At 37.0% G+C, this 22,492-nt stretch carries 19 protein-coding genes; 8 read left to right on the top strand and 11 right to left on the bottom strand.

Annotated features, from left to right (window positions below; all coding sequences use genetic code 11):
* Positions 1–111 precede the first annotated feature (111 nt).
* From ED2_RS00715 to rpsT, 6 genes are all read left to right on the top strand, one after another.
* Entirely contained in the window at positions 112–945 is an 834-nt protein-coding gene (locus ED2_RS00715) for an undecaprenyl-diphosphate phosphatase (protein ID WP_005878677.1), read from the top strand.
* A gap of 275 nt (positions 946–1,220) precedes the next feature.
* Complete coding sequence (locus ED2_RS00720; protein ID WP_005878678.1) at positions 1,221–3,140, top strand: heavy metal translocating P-type ATPase; 1,920 nt, start codon at positions 1,221–1,223, stop codon at positions 3,138–3,140.
* 82 nt (positions 3,141–3,222) lie between these two features.
* Positions 3,223–3,678, top strand: coding sequence for a DUF441 domain-containing protein (locus tag ED2_RS00725; RefSeq protein ID WP_005878680.1), 456 nt, complete (start codon positions 3,223–3,225; stop codon positions 3,676–3,678).
* 67 nt (positions 3,679–3,745) lie between these two features.
* On the top strand, positions 3,746–3,874 hold the full coding sequence (locus ED2_RS15875) for a hypothetical protein (RefSeq protein WP_005878682.1): 129 nt from the start codon (positions 3,746–3,748) through the stop codon (positions 3,872–3,874).
* Positions 3,875–4,144: 270 nt separating this feature from the next.
* Positions 4,145–4,414, top strand: coding sequence for a hypothetical protein (locus ED2_RS00730; protein ID WP_005878685.1), 270 nt, complete (start codon positions 4,145–4,147; stop codon positions 4,412–4,414).
* Between the two features lie 398 nt (positions 4,415–4,812).
* A complete protein-coding gene (gene rpsT, locus ED2_RS00735) occupies positions 4,813–5,067 on the top strand; it encodes a 30S ribosomal protein S20 (RefSeq protein WP_005878687.1) in 255 nt (84 codons plus the stop codon).
* A 311-nt stretch (positions 5,068–5,378) separates the two neighbouring features.
* Here rpsT and holA read toward each other — a convergent pair whose 3' ends face one another.
* The 7 genes from holA to rsmD form a co-directional block, all read right to left on the bottom strand.
* Positions 5,379–6,422: a DNA polymerase III subunit delta gene (holA, locus tag ED2_RS00740; protein ID WP_016176749.1), complete on the bottom strand. Its 1,044-nt coding sequence runs from the start codon at positions 6,420–6,422 to the stop codon at positions 5,379–5,381.
* 53 nt (positions 6,423–6,475) lie between these two features.
* Positions 6,476–8,728: a DNA internalization-related competence protein ComEC/Rec2 gene (locus ED2_RS00745; protein ID WP_016176750.1), complete on the bottom strand. Its 2,253-nt coding sequence runs from the start codon at positions 8,726–8,728 to the stop codon at positions 6,476–6,478.
* Entirely contained in the window at positions 8,721–9,254 is a 534-nt protein-coding gene (locus ED2_RS00750; protein ID WP_005878694.1) for a ComE operon protein 2, read from the bottom strand. The genes ED2_RS00745 and ED2_RS00750 overlap by 8 nt, the downstream gene beginning before the upstream one ends.
* Before the next feature lie 373 nt (positions 9,255–9,627).
* A complete protein-coding gene (locus ED2_RS00755; protein ID WP_016176751.1) occupies positions 9,628–10,326 on the bottom strand; it encodes a helix-hairpin-helix domain-containing protein in 699 nt (232 codons plus the stop codon).
* Between the two features lie 278 nt (positions 10,327–10,604).
* A complete protein-coding gene (locus ED2_RS00760) occupies positions 10,605–11,648 on the bottom strand; it encodes a SepM family pheromone-processing serine protease (RefSeq protein WP_005878698.1) in 1,044 nt (347 codons plus the stop codon).
* Positions 11,638–12,129, bottom strand: a complete 492-nt coding sequence (gene coaD / locus ED2_RS00765; RefSeq protein ID WP_005878700.1) for a pantetheine-phosphate adenylyltransferase — start codon at positions 12,127–12,129, stop codon at positions 11,638–11,640. Before coaD ends, ED2_RS00760 begins: the two co-directional genes overlap by 11 nt.
* On the bottom strand, positions 12,126–12,686 hold the full coding sequence (gene rsmD, locus ED2_RS00770; protein ID WP_016176752.1) for a 16S rRNA (guanine(966)-N(2))-methyltransferase RsmD: 561 nt from the start codon (positions 12,684–12,686) through the stop codon (positions 12,126–12,128). The genes coaD and rsmD overlap by 4 nt, the downstream gene beginning before the upstream one ends.
* An 847-nt stretch (positions 12,687–13,533) precedes the next feature.
* Between rsmD and ED2_RS00775 the strand changes: the two genes are divergently transcribed.
* Positions 13,534–13,827 (top strand): hypothetical protein, encoded by a 294-nt coding sequence (locus ED2_RS00775; RefSeq protein WP_016176753.1) that lies wholly within the window; start codon positions 13,534–13,536, stop codon positions 13,825–13,827.
* Positions 13,828–14,473: 646 nt separating this feature from the next.
* Here ED2_RS00775 and ED2_RS00780 read toward each other — a convergent pair.
* Entirely contained in the window at positions 14,474–19,837 is a 5,364-nt protein-coding gene (locus ED2_RS00780; protein WP_016176754.1) for a SpaA isopeptide-forming pilin-related protein, read from the bottom strand.
* 508 nt (positions 19,838–20,345) lie between these two features.
* On the opposite strand from ED2_RS00780, the gene ED2_RS14645 reads away from it, so the two are divergent.
* Positions 20,346–20,507 (top strand): transposase, encoded by a 162-nt coding sequence (locus tag ED2_RS14645; protein WP_286011079.1) that lies wholly within the window; start codon positions 20,346–20,348, stop codon positions 20,505–20,507.
* A gap of 93 nt (positions 20,508–20,600) precedes the next feature.
* Here ED2_RS14645 and ED2_RS00785 read toward each other — a convergent pair whose 3' ends face one another.
* The 3 genes from ED2_RS00785 to ED2_RS00795 are packed head-to-tail and all read right to left on the bottom strand — an operon-like array spanning position 20,601 to position 22,477.
* Entirely contained in the window at positions 20,601–20,942 is a 342-nt protein-coding gene (locus ED2_RS00785) for a YlbG family protein (RefSeq protein WP_005876514.1), read from the bottom strand.
* A complete protein-coding gene (locus ED2_RS00790; protein ID WP_005876512.1) occupies positions 20,917–21,363 on the bottom strand; it encodes a YlbF/YmcA family competence regulator in 447 nt (148 codons plus the stop codon). Before ED2_RS00790 ends, ED2_RS00785 begins: the two co-directional genes overlap by 26 nt.
* Entirely contained in the window at positions 21,350–22,477 is a 1,128-nt protein-coding gene (locus ED2_RS00795; RefSeq protein WP_016176755.1) for a CAP-associated domain-containing protein, read from the bottom strand. The genes ED2_RS00790 and ED2_RS00795 overlap by 14 nt, the downstream gene beginning before the upstream one ends.
* Between the last annotated feature and the right edge of the window lie 15 nt (positions 22,478–22,492).

Genomic DNA, 22,492 nt, shown 5'->3' on the forward strand with positions numbered 1-22,492 from the left:
CTTTTTCTTTGGAAATTCTCAAATTTTTCTTAACTTTGAGAAACAATTTGGTTTTAGAAACAAAGAACGGTATACTAAATGATGTATTTTTATTTGGGAAGGAAGGAAACTATGTTTTTTGCAAATATCATTAAAGCAGCGATTCTTGGTATTATCGAAGGGATTACTGAATGGCTGCCGATCAGTAGTACTGGTCATTTGATTCTGGCCGATCAGTTTATCAAACTGGATGCTAGCACACAGTTCATGTCGATGTTCAATGTCGTGATCCAATTAGGAGCGATCTTGGCAGTCGTCGTGTTATATTTCCACAAGTTAAATCCCTTTTCACCAAGCAAGACAACAATTGAAAAAAAGGATACATGGACTCTTTGGTTTAAAGTCGTTGTCGCTTGTATCCCTGCTATTATTATTGGTCTTCCATTAGATGATTGGTTAGAAGAACATTTCCATAAATTCTTGCCAGTAGCAATCGTTTTGATTGTTTACGGGATTGCCTTTATCATTGTGGAAAAAAGAAATAAAACGAAAAAACCGCGTTGGACCACCCTTAACGACTTTACTTACCAAGCAGCATTGTTAGTTGGATTATTCCAAGTACTAGCACTAGTGCCTGGCACTTCACGTTCTGGGGCAACGATCCTAGGAGCTATTTTGATTGGCGCTTCAAGATTTGTCGCAACTGAGTTCTCATTCTTCTTAGGTATACCGGTAATGTTCGGTGCAAGTGGTTTGAAGATCGTCAAATATCTTGCTGAAGGAAATTCTTTCAAAACAGAAGAAACGATCGTCCTACTTGTAGGTACTTTAGTTTCATTTATTGTTTCAGTATTAGCTATCAAATTCTTATTGAATTACTTGAAGAAAAATGACTTTACTGCTTTCGGTTGGTACCGAATCATTTTAGGCGTTATTTTGATTGGATACTGGTTCATTGCCATGTAGTAGCCTCTCATGAATAAGCAGATATTTCTCTGCTTTTAGAATCAGGTATTACCTATTCAACTATATCTTTTAAATCGGCTTATCAGAAAATAGTTTTCACTATTTCCGAGATAAGCCGGTTTATTTTTACTCTCATATTTATAATAATTATAATTTAAATTTGATAAATTAACGGATCATAGCTAATTGATAACCATTATCGTTCTCAATTAGCTAATTTTATTATCAATTAGATCCATTATATGTTATATTGATTTTGCAAAGGAGGGAGAACAATGAACAAGATAAAATACAATCCATTTATGTTAGCAATCGCTTGTCTTTTACTAATGGTTACAGGTTGGCTTTCCTATCACTTTATTGCTAGTCTGGCACCATATCTTTACCTAAGTGCCATTATTGTCGGTGGGTTCAAGCAAACACGAGAAGGTCTCTTAGAGCTATGGAATGACCGAACATTGAATGTGGATCTATTGATGGCTCTTGCTGCCATTGGTGCTTGCTTGATCGGTAACTTTTTTGAAGGAGCCATGCTGACATTCATCTTCTGTCTCAGTGGTGCATTAGAAGAATATACTACAAGTAAGAGTCAAAAAGAGATCACTGCTTTGATGAATATCCAACCGCGGATCGCACAACGTTTGACCGATTCGGGTGAGATCCAAGAAACAGGAATCGAAAACTTGTCTATTGGTGATCGCGTATTTGTCGCAAAAGGCGCTACGATCCCTATCGACGGCCTATTAGAAAGCCCACGAGCAATAATCGATGAAGCAACGATCAGCGGTGAATCGATTCCAGTAGAAAAAGTTTTTCAAGATGAAGTTTTAGCGGGTACATTAAATCAAGGCAATCCTCTAACTATCTCTGTCACAAAGAAAAGTGACGATACCGTTTTTGCTAAAATCATCAAACTAGTCGAAGCAGCACAAAATACACCAACTAAAACTGCCTCCTTCATTTCACGTATCGAAAATACGTATGTCAAACTAGTCTTGTTGATTGTCCCTTTGATGATCGCCATTTCTTATTTTATTTTCGGTTGGAGTTTTCAAGAAAGCTTTTATCGTGGGATGGTGTTAATAGTCGTTGCCTCCCCTTGCGCCCTTGTAGCATCAGCCACACCAGCTACCTTAGCCGCTCTGTCTAACTCGGCTAAAAAAGGCGTATTGATAAAAGGCGGCATCTATTTAGAACAGTTAGCTGAGTTAAAAGCAATCGCTTTTGATAAAACTGGTACGTTGACCAAAGGCAAACCAGTTGTCACAGATAGTTACTTTTTTGCAGAAAAAGAGCTTTCTCAACAACTCCTTGTTTCAATGGAGAAAAAGACCACTCACCCATTGGCCCAAGCAATCGTCACTCATTTCGATTTGGAACTGCCACAAGATATACAGCAACTGTCCATTGAAGAAATCACAGGTTTGGGTCTCCAAACCATCTATCAAAATGAACATTGGGCTGTTGGCAAATTAAATAAATCAGCTCTTTCTTCCGAAGATGTAGACAAAATTAAAACGATCCAGCAGTTAGAGGAACAAGGAAAAACAGTGATTGCTCTGACTAAAAACGATCAATTGATGGCGGTGCTCGGTTTACTAGACGTACCAAAAGAAAATGCGAGTGAAGCAATCGCCTACTTCCGTTCACAAAAGATCCATACTAGCATGATAACTGGTGACAATGAAGGTACTGCAAAGGCAATTGCCTCTCAAGTCGGAATCGACTCTTTCTATGCGAATTCTACACCCGCTGAAAAAACAGCCTATATCCAAACTGAAAAAGAAAAATACCAGACAAATGCGATGGTTGGAGATGGAGTGAATGATGCGCCTGCACTTGCTACTGCGTCTTTAGGGATCGCCATGGGCCAAGGAACAGATGCAGCGATGGAGATTGCGGATATCGTATTGGTCCATAACGCCTTAGATAAGTTAGTCTATGCACACCAGTTGTCCTTAAAAATGAAAAAGATCATCAAACAAAATATCATTTTCTCCATTGCGGTGATCTGCTTGTTGATTTTATCTAATTTTTTCCAATTCCTGACGCTACCCTTTGGCGTGATTGGGCATGAAGGTAGTACGATCTTGGTCATACTGAATGGACTACGCTTATTAAAACCGTTAAAGGAGTCGAAAGAAGCTACCACTCGTTGTGCAAATTGTCCTTTATATAAGGTTCACCTAACTTGATCAGCCTATTATTACCTCCTTCCCTTTTGTCCGATATAAAAAAATGATATGATGGATTGAAGGAAAGTGAGGTTCTTTATTTATGGAAAGTTGGCTTTTTTTAGGACTGATCATGCTCGTCGCATTATTAGCTAAAAATCAAAGTTTGATCATCGCCACAGGCTTTGTTCTGTTACTCAAGTTACTTCCCTCATCAAAGTTAATCTTGACTTGGCTCCAAGGGAAAGGGATCAATATTGGCGTTACGATCATTACGGCTGCAATTTTAGTTCCTATCGCTACTGGGGAGATCAGTTTAAAAGATTTGTTAGATGCATTTAAATCACCGATGGGCTGGGTTGCCATCTTTTGTGGCGGTTTGGTAGCAGTCCTTTCATCAAAAGGAGTTGGACTGATTGCTTCTGATCCGCAGATTACTGTAGCCTTAGTCTTCGGTACGATCTTAGGTGTTGTTTTTTTAAAAGGGATTGCCGCAGGTCCAGTAATTGCTTCTGGGATTGCCTACTGTATCCTGCAATTGTTTGCATTTGGGAAATAGCTATTTTTAAAGTGTTTTGGCTGAGTGATTCCAGCTGTTCGTGCTATAATTATTCTGAGGTGATTACATGTTAGAAAAATTAAGATATTTTTTCGGTACGATTGGCTGGTTTTTGTTAGCTATTTTATTGATTTTAGGATTAGCTTATCTCCTATTCCCCGATTTGATCCAAAATGTATTTAATACCTATTTTTAGCTTGTCAGCTGTTGGGCAGTTATGACGTGTATGCTATTTTTATTCTTTCTATCAAACAGACAAATTGCAAAAAACTACTAGACATGATAAAAATTCTGTCTGGTAGTTTTTTTTATACTTTTTGCTAAATGCGAGAGGCGTTAGAGAACAAATTGTTGTTTCTTTTTGCCTCCTTCTTCTTTTTTTTGTTATACTAGACTGCAGAACAACTTTATTTCTTATTATGTAAAGGTTTGTTCCTATGTTTCAGCTATAGAAAGGAAGACGCTCATGGAAACTTTTGAAGGTCTTTTAATTGATACGTATGTTTTACAAGAGCAACCAATGATGTTGACTGGGTTGAATCTTCAGCTTGAAGATCGAGTGATCAATGGTCTTTTGAAGGATCGTTATCTTGCGAAATATATTTTACGCTTGCCATTAAACAAATATGTTTTAGAAGTTAGCGGAAAATGGAATCGCCGTAATCAATTAGTCATCAAAAAAATGATGATCAAAAATATCGATGAATATATTAAAATTATCGGCACTCCAGAATAATACCAGTAATGCCAACGGTTACAGGTTATAAAATAACTTTAGTATGGTATCGTTCTAATTCCTTTATCAACAAGGTTCGTATCCCTTTTCAAAAAAAGCTTTGCAAACGATTATCCTTGTTATATAATGTTTTGGTACCAAACAGTCCCATTCAAATTTTGTTTAAAAAGATAATCTTATCTCGTTTGGTTGAACGCTATTGTCTCCCACAATAGCGTTTTTTGGTTGTGCAACTCTTTCGTAACAGGCACCAATTTATTAAATCTTTCTTTCTTTTAGTGTTAAGGAAAAAAACTTGTCATGTTGATATTGCAAAGATAGCATGATTTAGGTATAATAATGAATGTTGAATTATGCGGTAACACGCGTAAGAACTTATTTTATCGGAGGTGAAACTAATGCCAAACATTGAATCTGCAATCAAACGTGTTCGTACAAGCGAAAACGCGAATGTAAAAAATTCATCTCAAACAAGCGCTATGCGTACTGCAATCAAAAAATTTGAAGATGCTGTAGCTTCAGGTGCTGACAACGTAGATGCGTTATATAAAGAAGCTGTTAAAGCTGTTGATATGGCTGAATCAAAAGGTCTAATCCATAAAAACAAAGCTAACCGCGACAAATCTCGTTTAAGCAAAAAAATCGCTAAATAAGGAAATCGGCTGCGGCCGGTTTTTTTATTTTATCAAAATAAGCAAGAGGCTGGGACAGAAGTGTTCAACTCCGAGAAATAAGAAGAAATTAATGAAAATTGCTTTTCAAATTTTTGTGAATTTCGGCTTATTTAAGAAGGAGTTGCTTCTGCTCCCACCGTTTATTCATTTTTAGAGGCTGGGACAAAATTGTTTCTTACTTCTGTCCCACGCTCTTTTCTCTCCAATTCCTCAAACCTAAACGACTTTTGTCTCGACCTCTTCGATTGACTCGATTTCCTTCATAAAAACCAAAGCCCGCCTATTTTCTTTTATCGTTTCAATAATTCCCCTGTCCGTAATACAAAAAGTTGAAAGCTTAATTCTTTTTCGATCTTTCCACTTTTGATTTCATAATCCATTTCCACCAATTCATCAAATAACCTTCTCAGGGTTTGTTCATCAAATTTCCGTACCTCTTGCATCGCCAATTTTACTCGATAAGGATGGATCTTCAATGTTTCAGCGATGTTCGCTTGCTGATAACCTATCTTTACTAAGAATTTTGTTTGTAAGAACAAACGTATCTGGGAAAGAAGAATCGCATTGATTTTGATTGTTTCCTCCCCCTGAGTCACTAAGTCTTGAAAAAGTCGCAATGCCTGTTCCGTACGGCCAGATAAGATATATTGCGTCATGTCGAACAAATTGTGTTCTAATGTTTTTGGCACTAATTGTTCAATTTCTTTAACAGTGATTACTTCTTGTTCTTGCCCATAAAGTAAGATTTTTTGTAATTCTCGCATCATCTTCGACAAATCAAGGTCCGTTAGCCGCAAAAATAAATCGATGGCTTGTCGATCCATCTTGATTTCCGAATTCTCTAATGTATTCAATAAATACTGTCGCACTGCTTTTTCATCTAATTGTTTTACATCAATTGTGATTGCTGTTTTCTTTAACTGTTTCGTCACTTTTTTACGTTCATCTAACTTTTCATAAGGGGCAAAGATGACTAATACAGTTGTTTCTAATGGCTCTTTCAGATAATTCACTAATAGGTCCGTATTTTGATCGATGCCATTCGTTCCTTTTTCTCCAGTTAAAAAATAGGGATTTTCAACAAAAACCAACCGTTGATCCCCAAAAAAAGGCAAGGTTTCAGCTTCAGCGATGACCTCATCAATACTTGAATTTTCCATATCGAAACTCAAAAAATTCAGATCATCTTCTCCATCAATTTTTATTTTTTTCAGGATTTCAGTTCTCACTTGATCTTGTAAAAATTTTTCTGTACCTAAGACAAGATAACAAGGAGCAAGCTTTTCTTTTCGGATTTTTTGTAAATCTGCTTGGATACTCATCTCACTCACCACTTTCCAATTTATCCTACCATGTGCGCGAATGAAATGCTAGTCCAGCATTGTTCCTATCCTGCCTTTAGGTGCCCAAAATGGATGCCAGGTAAAGGAAATGCTCCTTGTGTATCTGTTCTTAAAATCGTTATCTGTAAACTATCCATCTCCTGCAACACTTCAGCATGTGGGTGCCCGTATCGATTGTTTTGACCACAAGAAATGATCCCATAGGTTGGATTCAACTGTTCGATAAAGTTACTACTGCTAGACGTCTGGCTCCCATGATGGCCTAACTTCACCACATCCGCTCTTAATTCAGGATACCTGTCCCCTATACGCTCTTCTGACTGTTTATCTAAATCTCCCAGAAAAAGAAAAGAGTGCGTTTTATGTAGCATAGATAATGCAATGGAATCTTCATTCATCCCATCCCCCTTCTTATCAGGCGATACTACGAACAAGTTGAAGTACCCTTCGATATAGTCACCTTGTTTGACTTCAGCGATCATCGTTCCAGCCTTTTCTAAATCTGAGAGATGTGTTTTAAGAGGCTCAGTCCTTCCTGCTCCCCAACCGATGTACACCTTACTGATCTTAAAATGCTTAACAAGTGTTCCTAGTTCACCTATATGATCGATATCATCATGGGTTAAAACCAATTTATCAATCCGACTGATGCCTTTTCCTTTTAAGAATGGAACCAAATTGTATTCTGCAGATGGTCTTACAGTCCGCTTCTGCCAGTCCTCTTTCTCAAATGTAAACATGCCTCCAGTGTCAATCACTATTGTTTCTTGATGATGTGGTGCAGTCAGTACCATCCCATCTCCTTGTCCAACATCAATAAAGGAGATACTAGACTCTAATCGAAAATAACGCATTCCTAATAGGAGAGTTGGTACAATCAATGCCTTTGCAAACAAAGGGAATAGCTTCTCTGACTTCTTTTCATTCAGCCATAAAATATAGACAATAGCGAAAAAAACGAATAGCAACGGTGGACGTCCAGTGATCACATTGGAAAAATCCAATGATCCAAGCAAATGTTCGAATAACTGGATGCCAGTTTCAAGCCAATCAAGACACTCATTCGGAAAAGAATGACCAAAGAGAAAAAGCAGGACAAAAGAAGGAAGAAAAAAAGAAATAAATAAAGGAGAAAAAAGAACCGTGAAGACACTCCCTAGAATGGGCCATTCATAGAAATGCCAAGCAGTTAGCGGAAAGACTGCTAAAGTAAATAGCAACAGCCTCCTGACTCCTTGATATTTTTGTGTATTGCTGGATAATTGAACAAAGAAAAAACTGATCAGCACACTGAGTTGCCCACCTACTTGAAAAAGTGCAAGTGGTTCAATCAATAAGATGATCCAAAGTGTAAGTGAAAAACAATCTAATGAAGACAGTTGGATATTCAAAAGCTTCAAGACTAGTTTGATTAGAAAAAGACTGCTTGCTCTTAAAACAGAAATCGAGCCTCCTGCTAAAATAGCATATCCCATAGTTAACACCGCTAGCGGAAGAAAGCTGACCGATAGTCTAACCCCAACTCTACGAAAAAGATAATACATACACCCCAAAAAATATTGGATATGCATTCCTGATAGGCTAAAAAGATGTAACAGGCCTGTTTCTCTAAAAAGAGGCTCCGATTCTATAAATCGGTGATCTTTATAACCAAATAAAAGTGCGTTCATATAAACACTTGTTTTTGGCTGGAATCTTTCCTCGATACCACGAGTAAATTCTCTCCTTTTTCGTGTTAGAAAGTCTTTCCAGGTTGTCTTTTGTTTGACATTTTGGATCGCTGCCACTTTAAAACGCCCACTTATTCGATGATTTTTAAAATATACTGTCTGATCAAAAGCAAATTCATTGCTCTTCCTTTCAAGGGCTTGATATTCACCAGTTACTTTTAGTTGAACGGTTTGTTTTGTCATTTGGATAAATGAATCCCGTTCTTGCTGCGTGTCTAGCTGATAGTCTAATTGGATCTTTTGTTGCTTTGCTGTCTTTCCAAAAAAGGTCACTTTATCGCCATTTATTTTGATGGAATCTGAAATAACTCCAACAATTTCTATTTTCTTTCGAAGATCAATCGCTTCTGTTTCTCTGATCCAACAAGAAACCAATACCAATATACTGCATAACATACAGATGGATGCGACCCACTTTCCTTCTTTCATCAGAAAAAAACAAAAAAAGCCAGCGAAAATCATTCGACAATACCCTTGGTCTACGTAATAAAGTAAACAGATAAAAATCGAAGAAATCGCTGGAAAAATCAACCGATTTTGCAATCGATCGCAATATTCGTTAAACATGTTCCCCTGATAATTCTTTTTGTAATTTTGAAAAATGAGTTGAATCTAAAGACACTTGGTGAACGGATACACCTAGTTGCTTGATCAGATCTTGTGCGTAAGGATCATTTCGATAGTCATGAAGATAATTGATTTTTTTGATCCCCGCTTGTAACAAGGCTTTCGTACAAGCCAAGCAAGGAAAATGTGTCACATAGATTTCCGATCCTTCTGTCGGGATACCTAGCTTAGCACATTGCAACAATGCGTTCATCTCTGCGTGGATGGTACGCAAACAATGACCATCTACTACATAACATCCTTCGTCGATGCAATGGACATCGCCACTGACAGCTCCGTTGTAGCCACCTGCGATGATCCGCTTTTCTCTAACCAATGTCGCACCTACTTCTAATCTAGTACACGTACTTCTCAAAGATAACAGCACTGCTTGAGCCATAAAATACTGATCCCATGGGATACGCTCATTTGTTTGTTTTCCTGATTCATTGTTTGTATGGTCTAGTCTCTCATTATTTTCCATCATCCATTAGCACCTCGCATTTTCAAAGTGAAAGTTATTTACATTTTTAATAAATAGTGATTCTTTGATTCGTATAGCTTACTGATTGCGTTCCCACCTGTTAAAACTATTCAGCCGTACTTACTCACTGAATGAGACCTAGTCTTCACTTAAAACATACGTTAGTTGCGAAACTATTTTTAGTTTGTTGAACATTTTTTTTAGTCATGGGAATCTATTAATCACTATAGGTAAATCATCTACTGAAACTTTACCACATTCCCTCGATTTTTGGTATATGTGCTGCTAAATATATACTTAGACAACTGCAAATCATATGATCCATTCTAATGAAATAAAAGTATGTAAAACTGTGGACCGTACGTGTTTGAATAGTTCATTCACCAGTGACTGTGACCCAATTTCTAAGCTGTTCGACTGTCTTTGCACCTATTCCTGTTATTTCTTGCAATTCTTCTATTTTTTGAAATGAACCTTTTTCTTCCCTATAGCGAATGATCTCTTGCGCTTTTACGTTGCCGATCCCAGGTATCTGCTGTAATTGTGCCAAGTCTGCTGTATTGAGATTTATCTTTTCTTCCTGACCGTTTTTTTCAGTCTCTTCGACTGGATGAGACTGTTGGCCCTTAGCTGCTTCAGGTATCTCTTCTCCAATTACGGGTACATAAATCAATTGTTGGTCTATCAACTTTGCTGCTAGATTGATTTGATTCCCATCAGCTGTATCCGTCAATCCCCCGGCTTTTTCTATTACGTCATGGACTCTTTCTTCCAAAGAAAAGGAATAGATGCCTAGCCTGTTCACCGCCCCTTTTACATCTACATAATTGATCACCGGAATAGTTTCTTTACTTGTTTCTTTGTAAGTTTTCTTCTCCTCCCGCATATTTTCTTCTGTAACTATAGAACTATTAGAACTATTTAAGGAAAGGTTCAATGGCACATGTCCATCATCCTTTTGACTAATGATCCTCCCCACTAATAGCCCTGTTCCAAGAAATAAAAGAGCTATGCTCAATAAAACACTGATAATAAGCTTAGGCGAATCAATGATATGTTGGTAGATTTTTTTCATTCATTCAATTCCTTTCACTGAATATAGCGAATGCCTCTGTCTTCTTAGTGATAAGTGCTACTTTGCTCTTCACAATCAAATACGTAAAAAGGTTAGATTTATCATTCAAACGATCATTCTTCCATAAAAAAATAATGTGGGACAACTCTACAGTTTTGCTACAGACTCTCGAATATACGGCATCCAAAAGTCAGGTTTTTCGGAAATTTTAAAAAAAAAGAATGAGACAAAAGTGTTTCTTACTTTTGTCTCACTCACACTCTATGAATAAAGGCAGACTATTTCATGTTTTCTAAATAGTCCAACGCATCTTGTACTGTTTTTACAGGAACGATTTTCATTGATGAATTGAGTTCTTTCGCTGCTTTTTTTGCTTCCTCATAATTTGATTGTAACTCTGGATATTCTTTTTTCATTTCCTTAGAAATCTCATCATCTGGTGCAAAGAATACTTCGACACCTGCTTGATCTGCACTAGCAACTTTTTTGTCGATCCCACCGATTCGGCTAACTTCCCCTGCACTATTGATCGTGCCGGTACCAGCAATTTCTTTGCCTTGACGAAGATTTTTTCCTGTCAATTGTTCATAGATCTCAAGTGTAAACATCAAACCGGCAGATGGTCCGCCAATCGATCCTGAATCAATCGTTACTTGTGTATCAGATTTGATGGCTGTATGATCTGTCAAAGTGATTCCGATACCTGCTTTTTTATCAGTTGGAAGTTTGATCAGTTTCCCTGAAGTTTCCTTTTCTGTTCCATTATGCAGATAGGTGATGCTGACAGTGTCCCCTACTTTTTGACTCTTCACATACTCCATAAATGCTTCTGCACTCTTAAAGCTTTGTCCATCAACTTTTGTCACTGTATCTCCTACAGATAATTTACCGTAGAAATTAGAGTTTTTCTCTACACTCATGACGTAGACACCTTTAAACTCCATCTCATAAGGGAGCTTTGCTAACTTCAATGCTTGCTCGATTGCTGCATTTTGAGAGGATTCCATGTAATAACGCTGCATCTGATTGTATTCTTCATTCGTCGCACCACCAGTCAACTCTTCTTCACTGATCAAGTCTTCAAATTTAGATAATTTTGCTTTTACTGCAAGAAAACCTGTTGCTTTGCGAATGCCGACAGAAGTCAAAGAGAATGAACCAGATGCTTTATCCTGTTGATCATTCACTGTGATTAGTTCCTTTAAATTGATCGTTGCTCCTGGTGACTCTACATAGTAAGGCAGGGGAACGACTACGAAGCCAACGATAAAGATTCCCAGAAAAATAACGAGAATCGTTTTTAACCACTTTTTAAAGTTCATTAGATTCACGCTTTCTAGCTAATGCTTCGTTGATTGCATCTGGTAAATATTCTGTTACATCTCCGCCAAAATAAAGAACCTCTTTCAATAAACTAGAACTGATATGACTATATTTTGGTTCAGCTAATAAAAGGACTGTTTCAAGTTCGTTAGACAAATGATGATTCATCTGGGCGATATCTCTTTCATATTCAAAATCTTTGATATTGCGAACTCCTCGGATCAACACAGTTGCACCCAATTCTTTAGCTGTCTCTACCGTCAATTGACTTTCCTGATGAACGACTTTGACATTCGGAATATGTAGGACTGACTGTTTGATCAATGCCACTCTTTCCTCAGCAGGAAATAGGCTTTTCTTTGAGGTATTCACAAACACACCAATCACTACTTCATCAAATAGTTTCGCTGCTCGTTCAATCGTATTCAAATGTCCATTTGTCAATGGATCAAAGCTTCCTGGAAATAGCGCTCTTTTCATCTATCGTCCTCTTTTCGGTATATTGTCACAGAAGTGATTCCGTAAGTTTGTTTTCTGATTTGCTCGAAACAAGTGATTTTTTCTGGCAATTCCACTGCTTTGTCTGTTTCACAGACAATGACAGCTTCCTCTTTGAAAAGATCAAGTGCCGACATTTTTTCGATTTGTTCGATGATCTGTTGTTTAGCATAAGGTGGGTCAAGAAAAAGATAGTCAAACTTTTTCCCAAGTTGCGCTAATTTTTCGATTGCTTTGTCTGCATCAAGTTTCAGCGTAGTAAATTTTTCTGGCTCTTTTGTTATTGCAATATTTTCTTTGATGATTTTCAACGCTTGGTAGTTTTTATCTACACAAACAGCATGCGAGCAACCTCGAGATACTGCTTCGATGGCTAAACCACCACTTCCGGAAAATAAGTCTAATACTTCTTCTCCATCGAAATAAGGGCCAATCATATTGAATATTGATTCTTTTACTTTATCTGTTGTCGGACGTGTGTTAGGCCCAGACAGGCTCTTCAAGCGCCGTCCTCCATACTCTCCTGAAATGACTCGCATTTACTCACTCCTCTTAAAATCGTACTGCTATTAGTATACCAAAAAAAGCGAAAAAAAAACTTGGATTCCCATTAAATTAGTGGAAACAACCAACATGGTACCCAATCTCCCCTCTAGCACTGATACAAATGTAGATCCTCATAGAACAAGAGTTCCATCCTCTTTTTCTTTCATCCAATAGTACCGTAAAATGTACAAGCAACTGTGCCAAATTACACGATGCTTAGTGGGTGATTCATTTCCTTTGTGTTTTTGAAACGCTCATCCATCTTCTGGAACGGGTTTAGATCTAATAATCAAGAACAACATTTTAAAGTGAATAGTTCTAAAGCAATAAACCATTGTCTAGAATCGCTTCTTCTGTCTATGAAACTGCGATACATTTTTTACAATATACAGACAATTTCAGTTTCTTGTCATTATATTGTCTTGACTTTTCCATTAAAATAACTAAACTATATTTAAGTCTTAGAACTAGTTACCATTCTATCAAGGGTGGTGAGCTGATTTACTTCCAGCAAATAAAGAATTATATCATAACTATTGGCTAATTGGTTTTCTGGTATGAAGTAGATGCGTCGATAATTCCAATGAGACAAAAGCTATGGATAGAGTCTAAACTGGTACTAAATTTAAAATGAAAGGAGCGAAAGTCTCTGACAATATTACATCAATCAAAAAAAGAACTTCTACAATCATCTTTGGCGCTCAAATCTACATCTCATAATTCTGAACATACCGCTATGATTGATACAATACCGACATAAGAAATTTAAAACATAAGTCTTAAGCTTTACAAAACAAGATTATTTTAAAGAAAAATCTAAACATCAAGCGAGGTATCTCTATGGAAATTGACAGTTATCTAAACCCGAACATCCACTTAATTATTTTTTGTGTACTTTTATTTCTAAACTTTTTTCTTGCGATTCTTCGAGGAAGAAGAAACAAAACCAGAATAGATGAACAAAATGCTTTATTAAAAGAGAGATATCCCGATTTATCTGATAAGGATTTGAAATACAGACAAGAGTGTATTAGAGCCTACTTTAAAATTTATTTTACCGGTTATTCTAATTTTAAACTCGTAATTTTTTTAACACTCTTGCTATTTATTACAGTTGGAGTAGGGAAGGATTAATCATTTCCGATAATTTTATTGGCGAGTATATCAGTTTAGGATTACTCTTCATCTACATCTCAGTGATCGCTTTGTCTACACCAAAGCCTGATAAAGAACATGCTTTCTGGATGGATTATTTGGAAACCCATCCTGATAACCCATTGATGGTTATTTTACGTCCTCTTGAAACAATGAATAAAGTGGTTCGATCAGTCAGACTATTAGGTATTTTAAATCTTATTTGTGGCCTCTACGCGTTTTTTATAGCCTATTTGATTTCTTATCTATATTTTTAGAGTTGCAGATTCTCAATCCTTTTCTCAAAAAATGATAGAGATAAGATAGACACTCCTTTTGATCAATGAATGGTTACAGCTATTCATTTAGTCAAAAGGAGTTTTCTAGTTCCGCAAAACTTACAATAACGCTTTTTTGGCTTTGTTATGGCACAGTCTTCGTGTTCTTTCCCTAAAAAAAGATCCATACGTGTGTTCATGTTCCTTTTAGTGATTCCTCGAAAGACAAAAAGACCGTGAGACAAAAACAAGAAATGCTTTTGCCTCACAGTCTAAACATGCACAAATGATGGAAACAGGGCAACGGCTTTGAAAATAAGTCAAACTTATTTCTCAGAGTTGAATCCTGCTACTCCACCCTTCTAAATTTATTTTTCGTGTTGCTTTCTTCGTAGATAAGTGGCTCCAACGATAACTAGAACAAGGATCACCCCTCCAATGATCATGATCATGCTTTTAGTCTCACCAGTTTTCGGATAATATCCTTTTCCAGATTGCTGGTGCTTGGTAGACTGATCCGGTTTGATTGATTGATCCGGTTTGGTCGATTGAGTCGTTCTACTTGGAGTATTCGCACTATTTTTTACTACTACCTCCATTTGTTTGGGTTTACCGTTGTGTTTCGTTGGGATCGTAAATCCAACTAGCTTATCTGACAATTGGTAGCCCTCTGGCGCTTTAGTTTCTTTAAAGAAATACTTTCCAGGTGCCAAATCGTTTAGTGCTAGTTTTCCTTCCCCGTTCGTCTTAAGTTCTTTACGCAAGACTGTTTCCTTGCTATCAAGTAATTGAAATTCCGCGTTCGCCAAATATTTGTTGCTATCCTCAGCGTCGATTTTTATTAGTTCAACTCCACCTTGGTAGTTTACAAAATTAGCAGTCACTGCCGCTGGCTTTCCTGCCGATGTTGTATCAATGGTAAATGGTAGCGGTTGGGTGTTGAGCATGTACCCATTTGGCGCTTTGGTTTCGACAAATTGATACGCACCAGGAGCAAGATTTTTAGCTGTAACTTTCCCATTCTCATCAGTCACTAAATTTGTTTGGACTGTTTTTCCACTACTTGTTTGGACTTCAAAGATAGCATCTCGTAATAATTCCCCAGATTCAGATTTCTTTGTTACTATCGCAGTTCCTTGATAATTGATCAATGCTTTGCCATCATTCAACTGGATTGGTGCCTCATTGCCAGTTGCTATTTGAGGAATTTCAAAAGCAATTTCTTCCGTATTCAAGTAGTAGCCTTCTGGTGCTTTGCTTTCTTTCAATTTATACTTCCCTGGGGCTAGGCCAGTTAGATTCAACTGTCCATTATTATCTGTAATATAAGATTTTTGATTCCCATAATCACTAAAATCACCTGTATTTAGTTTTGCATGTTGCAAATTGAACTGGGCACCAGCAAGAGTTTTACCTGCCTCATCGGTTTTCTTCAATACGGCTGAACCTTGGTAGTTTTTTAGCGTCAATACGCCATCTGAGACCACTTGATCGTTTACGAAAACATTTCGTGTATTGTCGGCATTTTTCTTTACTTCAAAATCGATCGGTGTTTGATTGATTTGGTACCCCTCCGGTGCCATTGATTCGCTGATTTGATATTGGCCGTCGCTAAGACCTGATAAATCTACGCCTCTTTCTCGCGCTGCAAAAGTCTGTACGGAAACATAATTTGGTGCTTCTTTAGTTCCTTTATTTTTTAACAAACTAAATAATCCGCCAGATAGTTGCTTCCCTTCTCCATCTGTTTTATTAAAAATTAATTTGATTGGTTCATTTTTAATCAAAGTAGTCAATGGAGTGCTGTCCGTATTGATCAATACTTTTTTTCCTACTAGTAGCTCAGGAGAAATTGTATAACCTTCTGGTGCTTCGATCTCCTTGACAGAGTATTCATATATTGGGCTAGTAGCAATCAAATTACCAAATATGGCCATTCCTTGCTTGTCTGTTGTTACTTGGTAAATGATATCGGATTGGTTGGTCTTAGTATTTTTTCGTAGCAATTGTAAAACAGCATTAGGAACGACTCCCCCCTGCCCATTTTCCTTTTGAACAATGATTTTTCCTTTTGTTCCATACGCTAAACCATCGGACTCTTGAATAGTCACTTGAACATCTTTCTTTGTGTCTTTCCAAGGTAATTCAGCACCCTCACTTGAAATGATGGCATCATTAGTGACCGTTTCAGTTTTAGATGTAAAATTCGGTTCAGTTTCATAAACCAACACATACGGTTTTTCGATTACTCCGTTTAAAAACTCGTTCTCATGATTTGGATCCTTTTTTTCTTTGATACCGGACATATCTACAGTAAATGTTTGTTGTCCTACAGTCGAGTCAGTATCGATCTGAACTTTGTATTGATTGGTCGGTACGGGCTGATCTGGCTCCACAGTGATCGAACTGCCCGTTCCTGAGTATTTTCCTGTATAAAGTTTGAAGCTACTTGCTTTTATGAATTGATTCGCACTTGGTTTGTCTTCAACTTTAACGTTTGATAGCCATGATTGATTTGGATTGATCACCAATTGCCAATCAACTTTACCAGTTTGTGCATTGTATTTTCCATCTTTTAAAATAGATTGTCCGCCGAACGCCACGGAGACTGAAGCGGGTAAATCTTGTTTAATCCCCTTGACATCAATATTTGCCACATTGCTATACGTAGATTGATCGTACACAATCTGATTTTTCAAAGATGTTTTGAACTGGATCTGAAAGACCATTGGAGCCCCTGTCACATTCCAGCCTTGAATGTACTCTTCATCTGTACCCAGATCTATAGTTAATGTTCCTTGGTTCTCGCTGGTTGGTGCTGGGTCAGTTACTTTAAGATAGTTTTTCCCCACCTGATTGCCTTTATAGGGATCACTGGTAGTTGCTTGAAACTGCCCGTTATGATTGATTGTTCCTCGTGTTACCTCTAATGAATTCGGTTCATAGACTTGATTTCCAGTGATTGGGTCATGAAAATAAATTCTTGATACCCCTAAGTTATTATAGTTGGTCACGATCGTCCATGTGAATTCTTTCGTTGCTGGATCATAGCTGCCAAACTTCATTCCTTGTTGTGTTTCTTGAGTGTTTGTTTTAAACTCTGCACTGCTGGAAGCTTCATAGGATTCACCGTTATTGTCAAAATTAACTTTGATTGTATTCGCATAATTGATACTCGTATTTGGGTCTTCGAACTCTTCATTAAACTGATTATAGGAGACATAATATTCCATTTGGAACTGATGTCTCGTCTTTGCGTAGCTGTTTTGGAATTTTATCTTAAAATCCGTATATCCTTTTTGAGAATCAGTTAAATGCACAGAAAGAACATAGTCAGCTGTAGTATCATCCCCTATCATGTTCATTACATTTCCATGCACATCCAAAAATTGGACTGCTCCTGTTAAAATGTGATCATTTTCTGAGACATCACGGATGATCACCCCATAGTCTGATTGCTTGTCTGGTACTTTTACTTTAGTTGGAAAAATTACATACCCCTCATCTGTGTAGCTCATTGTATCAGTAAAAAGGGCATTTTCCAGTTCATACTTATTTTTATTTATATCAACCACATAATGAGCTGATTTCCTTCCTACATCAAGTGTTGGTTTATTTTTGATGATTACTTGTTGTGTAGGGTTCGCTTGGACTTCTGCCGATGAAGAGAGATTTTCAGTCCGTGCCTGATTCGTTATCTTTATACCAGAGTTGTCTGAGACGATTTTATTGACCTTTGTTTTGTAGGTGATATTGATTGCTTTTTCAGCCTGTACATTATTTTTAAATGTTACTTTAAATGGATTATTGGTCGTGTCAATTGTATAAACACTCGGATCGATTGGTGCGCCATTGACTGGAGTACCATCACTGTCAAAATTGACCTGGTAAATAGCAAAGCTATCCGGATCGACATCCATATTTGCCGAATACGTGTCTGAGATCACATTGTCAGCTGTTAATTCTTTTTGACCATAGTTGTAACGAATCAGCCAACTATAGACTTGTTTGACAGGATCATAATCAGTTTTAACTTTTTCTAATGCTTTTTCATAAGTAAGGTCGACAGAAGCCGAAGCTTGTAGATTCGTTGTATCTGTAATTAATTCCACGTTGTTTCCTATTGTTAGCTTTCCACCGTCACTGGGTTTTACTGAATCTTTGATCGTTGTAGTATAAACGATGCGGTAAGGTTGTTGGATAGCCATATTGAATTGAATCGAGCCATCATTCTCTACTGTATATTGTTTTGGATCAAGAGGTATCGTGTCTACTCCCACCACGTTTCCATCAAAATCCAGATTCAACGGATAAACAGAAACTGTGCCTTTCTCCTGTTTATCAAATACCAGTTGATCAGGAAAATGTTCACGTATCAATGGCTTAGATAAGTCGCTATAATCTTTGTTGAAGTCTATATCCCAAATCACTTTATCTGGACTATTTACTCTATCTGGATGACCTGCTTTACTAAGAGAGGCTCCACTAGATGGTTTTATTATGAAAGTAGCAGGTGGGATATTCGTTTTACTCGGATAAGTGATCGTTGTCTCGCCTGGTTGAGTGATTTTCTTTTTATCAAAATGTACATCAGCTGAAACTGAACCACTACTGGCTGGCAAAAACTCCATATTGTCTTGTTTCGTAAAAACAATACGCATTTTTTGCGTATTTGCATCAAACTCGTAAGTACCATAGCTATTTTTATTCTTATCCAGTAAATCTCCTTTTGGTGAAGGGTCCCTGATTTCTAATCCTTGTGGAAAATCCATCTCGTAATAATCACCAGGCATCATTTCAGTTCGGACAGTATCAGGAATCTCAAAGTCCAATTGAAACACAACGACTGAATCGATCGTTGCTGGGTTAGTCTCAGTTGTCAATTTAATTTTTTTCACGAAGTTATCACCAGGAGCATACTTCTCAAATAATTCATCCATTTGTTTAGAATCCTGTGTTGCTCCAGCATCTTCACTCTTTGTTTCGGGTGAAAGGACTGCTTTATTCACATTCTTACTTTGATTACTACTTGCGTTTTTAGTCCGTTCAGTGGTTGCCGTTGTTTGAGTGTCAGATTGACTATTCTCGGTTGACGTTTCTTTGGTTTCGATTGTCTGTGTAGTAGACTCTGTTTCTTTTGGCAAGTTTAATTGAAATATTTTTTTATCTTTTTGATAAAAATCAACCGTTCGATTTGGTCCGCGTGTATTCATCCCTAGTAAAACAAGCCGGAAACGGTTATCGCCTTTACTTAGTTTATTAAAATCTAATGTAAATTGGGTACCACTTTTCGTTGTATCAACCGTATACTTTCCGATTATTTCTTTTTGGTCATTCAGGATATTCTTCTCTTCATCTTTGGCATCTTTCAATACAAATAACTTAGCCATTTCAAAAGTGATCGCTTGATTGTTTTCAGTAGAACTAGTGATATTTCCGACTAAATTCAATGCTAATTCATTCTTCTCAGCTGAATCAACAAACTCACTTGCTTGATCAAACTGAAGGTGATTCTCGACGGTAATACTTTCTTCAGTACTTGATGACTCTTTAGTAGGAGGAACAGATTCTGTCTGCAGTGTTTTTGGGGTATCACCTGATGTAGAATTTATGGTTTTTTCACTTGCAGTAGTAGATACTCCTTCTCCGTTTTCCATTGCTATTGCAACGATGGGTGTGAAAAAATTACCTAACAAACTGAATAACATCATAGAATAGACAAACTTTTTCATTGTAATTACACCTTTACCTTTCTAATTACTGAGTTGTTCAATTGTTTGTGGAAAAAAGTAACAATACATCCACTATTATTATCCTTAAATTTTATTAACTACACAAATAATAACACTTGTTTCATCTGCCTGATCTATTTTTCTGAAGATGATCCACCACTTATTTTGACTGATTAAAAGACAGTGTTGCATTGTATCCATGAATCAAATTTACGTATGGACACTCAAAAAAGGGGTTCTATAATTTATGGGGCTGATGAATCAAAATTGATTCTTCAGCCCCATTGTTCATTTTAGATATAAAAAAAACATATCGTTCTCTAGTATGATTAAATCATGACAAAATAAAGGTTCTATAATATTTGGAGTTGTTACTCTTAGGAGTAGGAACGCCAATTATTTTTTTATAACAAAAACACATCTGGTTGTCCTATAATTAAATCGCTGAACCCAATCATAGGAGGAAAACCAAATGTCCACTAATAAGAATATCAAAATGATCAAATAAATACTAAATATTAAAGATTCGAATATTTCTTTTTCTAACGGCAAACTGGAAGGTAAAAACAACTTGATCAAAGTCATCAAAAGAATCGCATTTGGCTTTAGAACGTTTTGTCATCTTAGAAAGAGAATTCTGATCCAACAAAATCTTTACGAGATCATTTAATTACACAAAAAAGGAAACGCCGAAACGTTTCCTTTTCATGATTTAATTCAAAACAACACTATTTGACTTAGAACCTTTTATTCATATAGACAATTAGAATACATGGTCTGCCAAGCGAATTTTGGTATTGGCTTCTTCTACTTCGAACCCATCATCTTTCACTTGTGCTTTTGATCCGATTTTTTCTGCAAAATTCATTTCAATATCTGGGCGGTATGAGCGCTCTACATTGCGTACAAAATGTAATTTTTTGATTCGTTCTTCTGTTTGATCGAATGTTTCTTCGTTCAAATAGATGACCACGTATTTCATTTTTCTTGAAACATAATGAAGCAAGCCAAACTTCTTGAGATTCTTTAGTTGTTTCAGGCTATAGACCCAGACGATCAGTCCACGTCGCTTCGTTATTTCAAATTGATTGTTTTCTGTTTCCATGACAGTTTCCTCCACATCCAGCATGTCTTCCTTTTTCAAAGAAAGGATTGCCTGCATCGATCTTGATCTCCGAAGAAACAGCTTGTGCAAGCTCTCGACTGATTTCATCGAGTATATTTTGAAGCTGGGTTTCTTGTATCCGAAAGGCAGCGACTGAGTCATTCAAATCAAGTTGTCTTTTGGCTTTTCTAACAGCCAAATACGTTTCTTTGTACCCTGGCGCATACTCTTTGTAGGGCGCAATCTTTTCATAGTCTTCTTTTTTTTTGAAGAAATCCGCTTTTAACTGCGCAACTTCTTCCGATTGCTCCATCTGTTTTTTTGTTTTCATGTATTCGCTCATTGTATGACTTTCAATGATACATTTCGCCAAACGTTTACATTGATCTTCTAAAACAAATAATTCTTCATTGATTATCACTGCTATCGCTACTCTCCTCAACTTCTTCTTGCATCAAGACTATCATATTTTCTTTAGAAAAAGCAATTCCTAACTGATCAGGGGAATCAAGCAAGAAACGATCATGATAGTATGGATCGCTATACAAAAATAAAAAAGTGAACGTTGGATCGATGACAGGGTGAGTAAACACGCCATTGACATGCTGTAATTTGCCTTTTCCTGTTAACTTATCCAGTTCGTCTTTGGCTAGGGTAAATTTTGTAGCCGTTTTTGCACTACCCAATGTTTGCTTCCATTCTGCTAACCGATCTTCTGAAAGAAATTCTTCTGGCTTTTTCAAATAATCGTGTAGTAATAAATTCGTTTTATCTGAAAAATTGATGTTTCTTCGATAAAGTGGTAAATCATCTTGTTTTCTCAAAGAATTCAACAAAATAAAACTTTTATTTTCCTTTGCTTGATTGATTTCTTCCCAATCTGCATCATCCTCTAATTGATAATGAGGTAACCCTTCACCAAACACTTGATAAGGCAACAATTTCAGTAAACTATCTTTACTCAAATATACTACTGAGAACAAATCACCTGTACTTTGATCAAAAAACAAAATACCAAAAGTCTGATTGTCAAAGGCGAGCAGTGGTCGATAATTCATATCCTCTTCCATCAGCTCAATACCGACTTCTGTATCTTGATACTCAAATGTGAAATTTGTATAAATGGTCGTGATATCCGTTAAATCTTGCATCGTCATACCAAGCGTAAAAGGTGCGATCGTTTCATGATCTGCTTTTAATACTTTGACGGCTTCTACTTTATCATCTTGGATATTTGCTTCGAAAGACCATTGTCCTTGGATATCCTGATAGTATCTAGTTTCAAAGCCAAATCCAGAAGTTAAGCGATCATATGGTTTTCCAAAATGCTGTTCTAACTCTTCGATTGGCTTTCCGATATAGGTGGAAAAACCAGTTGCTTTAAGCTCCTGGTATTTCCACGTCGTCATCTGGTTTTGTGTCTGTTGTTCTTGGCTTTTTTTTGCCTCTAGCACGGGTGGGAACAATACCGGCTGCATGTAGAATGCGACGATCACTGATAGCAATATCAAGATAAATAATCCTAGCCGTTTCATGCTGACCCACCACCT

The sequence above is a fragment of the Enterococcus durans NBRC 100479 = LMG 10746 genome (assembly GCF_001544215.1).
Lineage (GTDB): Bacteria > Bacillota > Bacilli > Lactobacillales > Enterococcaceae > Enterococcus_B > Enterococcus_B durans.